General features: G+C 71.7%; 5 protein-coding genes. All 5 read left to right on the top strand.

What is annotated here, in order from left to right; genetic code table 11:
• On the top strand, positions 1 to 2,204 hold a 2,204-nt coding region (gene infB, locus VR44_RS35505), incomplete at its 5' end, for a translation initiation factor IF-2 (protein ID WP_094192130.1).
• Positions 2,205 to 2,357: 153 nt separating this feature from the next.
• Complete coding sequence (locus VR44_RS35500) at positions 2,358 to 2,651, top strand: DUF503 domain-containing protein (RefSeq protein ID WP_030227569.1); 294 nt, start codon at positions 2,358 to 2,360, stop codon at positions 2,649 to 2,651.
• A 33-nt stretch (positions 2,652 to 2,684) separates the two neighbouring features.
• Entirely contained in the window at positions 2,685 to 3,134 is a 450-nt protein-coding gene (gene rbfA, locus VR44_RS35495) for a 30S ribosome-binding factor RbfA (protein WP_045951772.1), read from the top strand.
• Positions 3,131 to 4,039, top strand: a complete 909-nt coding sequence (gene truB, locus VR44_RS35490) for a tRNA pseudouridine(55) synthase TruB (protein WP_045951771.1) — start codon at positions 3,131 to 3,133, stop codon at positions 4,037 to 4,039. Before rbfA ends, truB begins: the two co-directional genes overlap by 4 nt.
• A 328-nt stretch (positions 4,040 to 4,367) precedes the next feature.
• Complete coding sequence (locus VR44_RS35485) at positions 4,368 to 5,213, top strand: hypothetical protein (protein ID WP_157880511.1); 846 nt, start codon at positions 4,368 to 4,370, stop codon at positions 5,211 to 5,213.
• Positions 5,214 to 5,309 lie beyond the last annotated feature (96 nt).

Raw genomic sequence — 5,309 nt, 5'->3', positions numbered from 1 at the left:
GCATGATGCCGCAGCGTCCCGCTGCCGGCGGTCCCGGTCCCCGTCCCGGCGGCGGTCCCCGTCCCGGTCCGGGCGGCGCCGGCCGTCCCGGCGGTCCGGGTCGTCCCGGCGGCGGCTTCGCCGGCCGTCCGGCCGGTCCGGGCTCGCGTCCGGCCGGTGGCGGCTTCGGCGGCCCGCGTCCGGGTGGCGGCGGCTTCGGCGGCGGCCCGGCCGGTGCCGGTGGCGGCGGTCGTCCCGGCTTCGGTGGCCGTCCCGGCGGCCCGGGTGCCCGTGGTGGCACGCAGGGTGCGTTCGGCCGTCCCGGCGGGCCCGCCCGTCGCGGTCGCAAGTCGAAGCGTCAGAGGCGCCAGGAGTACGAGGCCATGCAGGCCCCGTCCGTGGGCGGCGTGATGCTGCCCCGCGGCAACGGCGAGACCGTTCGCCTGTCGCGCGGTGCGTCCCTCACCGACTTCGCGGAGAAGATCAACGCCAACCCGGCGTCGCTGGTCGCGGTCATGATGAACCTCGGCGAGATGGTCACTGCCACGCAGTCCGTCTCCGACGAGACCCTCCAGCTCCTCGCCGACGAGATGAACTACACCGTTCAGATCGTCAGCCCGGAGGAGGAGGACCGTGAGCTGCTCGAGGGCTTCGACATCGAGTTCGGCGAGGACGAGGGCGGCGAGGAGTTCCTGCTGCCGCGTCCGCCGGTCGTGACCGTCATGGGTCACGTCGACCACGGTAAGACCCGCCTGCTCGACGCCATCCGCAAGACGAACGTCGTCGCGGGCGAGGCCGGTGGCATCACCCAGGGCATCGGCGCCTACCAGGTGGGCACCGAGGTCAACGGTGAAGACCGCAAGATCACCTTCATCGACACCCCGGGTCACGAGGCGTTCACCGCCATGCGTGCCCGTGGTGCGAAGTCGACCGACATCGCGATCCTCGTGGTCGCGGCCAACGACGGCGTCATGCCGCAGACGATCGAGGCGCTGAACCACGCCAAGGCCGCCGGCGTCCCGATCGTCGTCGCGGTCAACAAGATCGACGTCGAGGGTGCCGACCCGGTCAAGGTGCGCGGTCAGCTCACCGAGTTCGGTCTGGTCGCCGAGGAGTACGGCGGCGACACGATGTTCGTCGACATCTCCGCCAAGCAGGGTCTGCACATCGACTCCCTGCTGGAGGCCGTCGTCCTCACCGCCGACGCCTCGCTCGACCTGCGCGCCAACCCGGAGCAGGACGCCCAGGGTATTGCGATCGAGTCCCACCTCGACCGTGGCCGCGGTGCCGTCGCCACCGTCCTCGTCCAGCGCGGTACCCTCCGCGTCGGCGACACGATGGTCGTGGGCGACGCCTACGGCCGCGTGCGCGCCATGCTCGACGACAAGGGCAACAACATCGAGGAAGCGGGTCCGTCGACCCCCGTCCTGGTCCTGGGTCTCACCAACGTCCCCGGCGCCGGCGACAACTTCCTCGTCGTCGACGAGGACCGCACCGCCCGTCAGATCGCCGAGAAGCGTGCTGCGCGTGAGCGCAACGCCAACTTCGCCAAGCGCGTCCGTCGCGTGTCCCTCGAGGACCTCGACTCCGTGCTCAAGGCCGGTCTGGTCCAGGAACTCAACCTCATCATCAAGGGCGACTCGTCCGGTGCGGTCGAGGCCCTGGAGTCCTCGCTGCTCCAGCTCGACGTCGGCGAAGAGGTCGACATCCGCGTCCTGCACCGTGGTGTGGGTGCGGTCACCGAGTCCGACATCTCGCTCGCGATGGGCTCCGACGCCATCGTCATCGGCTACAACGTCCGCGCTGTCGGCCGTGCCGCGCAGATGGCGGACCGCGAGGGCGTCGACGTCCGGTACTACTCGGTGATCTACCAGGCCATCGAGGAGATCGAGGCGGCCCTCAAGGGTCTGCTCAAGCCGGAGTACGAAGAGGTCGAGCTCGGTACGGCGGAGATCCGTGAGATCTTCCGCTCGTCCAAGCTGGGCAACATCGCCGGTGTCCTGGTCCGCTCGGGCGAGGTCAAGCGCAACACCAAGGCGCGGCTCCTGCGCGATGGCAAGGTCATCGCCGAGAACCTCACCATCTCCGGTCTGCGCCGCTTCAAGGACGACGTCACCGAGATCCGCGAAGGCTTCGAGGGCGGTATCAACCTCGGCTCCTTCAACGACATCAAGATCGACGACGTCATCGCGACGTACGAGATGCGCGAGAAGCCCCGCGCGTAAGCGCGAGGCGGTTCGCACCGTGTCGTAACACCGGGGCCGGTCGGCGGAATATCCGTCGATCGGCCCCGGCCGTTGCGTGTACGGTTCTGGTGACCCTGCCGAGCGACGGCCGGCAGGCCACCGAACCCGCACCGGCGGGATATCCGGAACTGCATGTACGTGGGGACTCTGTCCTTCGATCTGCTCCTCGGCGACGTCCATTCGTTGAAGGAGAAACGCTCCGTCGTCCGGCCCATCGTCGCCGAGCTCCAGCGCAAGTTCTCCGTGAGCGCGGCCGAGGTGGGCGACCAGGACCTGCACCGCAGGGCCCGTATAGGGGTCGCCCTGGTGAGCGGGGACGCGGGGTTCGTATCGGACGTACTGGACCGCTGTGAGCGGCTGGTCGCGGCGCGTCCGGAAGTGGAGCTGCTGTCCGTGAGACGGCGGTTCCACGGTGATGAAGACTGATTGCTTGTCTGCAAGGAAGAAGGAGACGGACCAGTGGCCGACAATGCGCGGGCGAAGAAGCTGGCGGACCTCATCCGGGAGGTGGTGGCGCAGAAGCTGCAGCGTGGAGTCAAGGACCCCCGCCTCGGCACGCACGTGACGATCACCGACACCCGGGTCACCGGCGACCTGCGGGAGGCCACGGTCTTCTACACGGTCTACGGCGACGACGAGGACCGGGCCAGCGCGGCAGCGGGCCTGGAGAGCGCCAAGGGCGTACTGCGCTCCGCGGTCGGCCGGGCGGCGGGGACCAAGTTCACGCCCACCCTGACCTTCGTGGCGGACGCCCTCCCGGAGAACGCCAAGACCATCGAGGACCTCCTCGACAAGGCGCGCGCCTCCGACGCCCAGGTGCGCGAGGTCTCCTCCGGCGCGCAGTACGCCGGTGAGGCCGACCCGTACAAGAAGCCCGGCGAGGACGACGAGGACGCAGCCGCCGAATGAGCACCAACGCAGGGAAGACTCCGGACGGCCTTGTCATCGTCGACAAGCCGTCCGGCTTCACTTCGCACGACGTGGTCGCCAAGATGCGCGGGATCGCCAAGACCCGCCGCGTCGGCCACGCCGGCACCCTCGACCCCATGGCGACGGGCGTCCTCGTCCTCGGCGTCGAGAAGGCCACCAAGCTCCTCGGCCACCTCGCGCTGACCGAGAAGGAGTACCTCGGGACGATCCGCCTCGGGCAGTACACCCTCACGGACGACGCCGAAGGCGAGATCACCGGGTCCACGGACGCCTCCGGGGTCACCCGGGAAGCCGTGGACGCGGGGATCGCCAAGCTGACCGGCGACATCATGCAGGTCCCGTCCAAGGTCAGCGCCATCAAGATCAAGGGCGTGCGCTCCTACAAGCGCGCCCGCGACGGCGAGGACTTCGAGATCCCGGCCCGCCCGGTGACCATCTCCTCGTTCCAGGTGTACGACATGCGGGAGGCGGAGGCCGAGGACGGCACCAAGGTCGTCGACCTGGTCGTCTCCGTCGTCTGCTCCAGCGGTACCTACATCCGGGCCCTCGCCCGCGACCTGGGCGCCGACCTGGGCGTCGGCGGCCACCTCACGGCGCTGCGGCGCACGCGGGTGGGCCCGTACAAGCTCGACAAGGCGCGCACGCTGGACCAGCTCCAGGAGGAGCTGACCGTCATGCCGATCGGCGAGGCGGCCGCGGCCGCGTTCGCACGCTGGGACCTGGACGCGCGGCGGGCCTCGCTGCTCGCCAACGGCGTGCGGATCGAGATGCCGGACGAGTACCAGGACGGCCGCACCGTCGCCGTCTACGGCCCGCAGGGACAGCTGCTGGGGCTCGTGGAGAGCAAGGGCGGCAAGGCGAAGTCCCTGGCGGTCTTCGTCTGAGCCGGTCCCTTCCGGGAGGCTCTGCTTCTGATGTGGAGCGGTGAGCGCACAAGGAGTGCCGCTCACCGCTCCACGACCCCCTCGGGTAGGTCTCTATCCACCCGGAGCCCGATATTCACCCGACCGAGCAGGCGCTCGGAGTGAATGGAGGGAGCGCAAGGGGGCGCTTTCGGCCCGCGCGCTTTTCGTCCCGATCTTCACTTGCCTACCGTCATGACCACGGGTCCCGTGGCGGGGGAGTGGTGCGGCGTTGTCGGACGAGGTCACAGGTGGTGCGAGGGGCGCCGGAGCGGCCGGGGTGGCCGGGGCGGCACCCTGGGGGGCCGCGGTGCACGCCGGACCCGGGGAGCGGCGCGGATGCGCGGAGCGCCCGGGACCCGGGGAGTACCCGGGATCCGGGGAGTACCCGGCATCCGGGGAGTTTCCGGGATCCGCGGAGCCCGCCGAGCCCGCGCGGCTCGTCACGATCCGCGACCCGGCCGGACGGGCCTGCGGCAGCGGCTTCGTGGCCGACGACCGGGGGACCGTGGTGACCGGCCACGAGGCCGTCGAAGGCCTGGAACGGGTCGTGCTGCACGCGCCGGACGGCGAGCGGACCTGGCGGACCGACGCCGCCGAGATCATCGCCCTGCCCGAGCTCGGGCTCGCACTGGTACCGAGCGACGGGCTCGGGATGCGGCCGCTTCCGGTGTCCGTGCGCGGGACCATCCCTTCGGGAACGTACGTACGCCTCCCCGCGCGGGGCTGGCGCCAGGCGCGGGTGCTCGGGGCGGGCGCGGAGGCCGGCTACGCCGCGGCCGGCCGCCGGCTGCTGCTGCCCGCCACCGTGGAGCTGGCGATCGGCACGGACGGCCGGGACGCCCTCCGGCTGGGCGGCGAGGCCTGCGGCGGCCCGGTCCTCGACGCCGAGACCGGAGCGGTGCTCGCGGTGCTGGGCACCGCTCTCACGGCGGAGCGGCGCTCCGGCAACTTCGCCGTCCCCCTGCGCGCGGCCGCCGCCACCGCGCCGGGCAGGACCTCGTCCTCGGCCTCGTCGGCGACCCCGGCACCGGCCGCACCACCGCCCTCGCCGCCTTGGCCGCCGACCGCGCCCGGGGGCCCCGCCCCGCCCCGACCCTCTGGCTGCGCGGCGCCGACCTGCGGGCCGACGACGCCTCCCTGGCCGACGCCGTGACCCGGGCGCTGGCGGAGGCCGTCCGCATCGTCACCGCGGGCACGCCGGAGGGTCCGGAGGGCACGGCGCAGGAGCCGGACACAGGGGGGACGGCGG

The sequence above is a fragment of the Streptomyces katrae genome (genome assembly GCF_000966975.1).
In the GTDB taxonomy this organism is placed as follows: domain Bacteria; phylum Actinomycetota; class Actinomycetes; order Streptomycetales; family Streptomycetaceae; genus Streptomyces; species Streptomyces katrae.
The sequence above is the reverse complement of the archived record's forward strand: the minus strand, read 5'-3'. Positions and strand labels throughout refer to the sequence as shown.

Bases quoted from the DNA above. Each gene is read 5' to 3' on its own strand.
- truB (WP_045951771.1), top strand. From the start codon at position 3,131: ATGAGCACCAACGCAGGGAAGACTCCGGACGGCCTTGTCATCGTCGAC.
- VR44_RS35500 (WP_030227569.1), top strand. From the start codon at position 2,358: ATGTACGTGGGGACTCTGTCCTTCGATCTGCTCCTCGGCGACGTCCAT.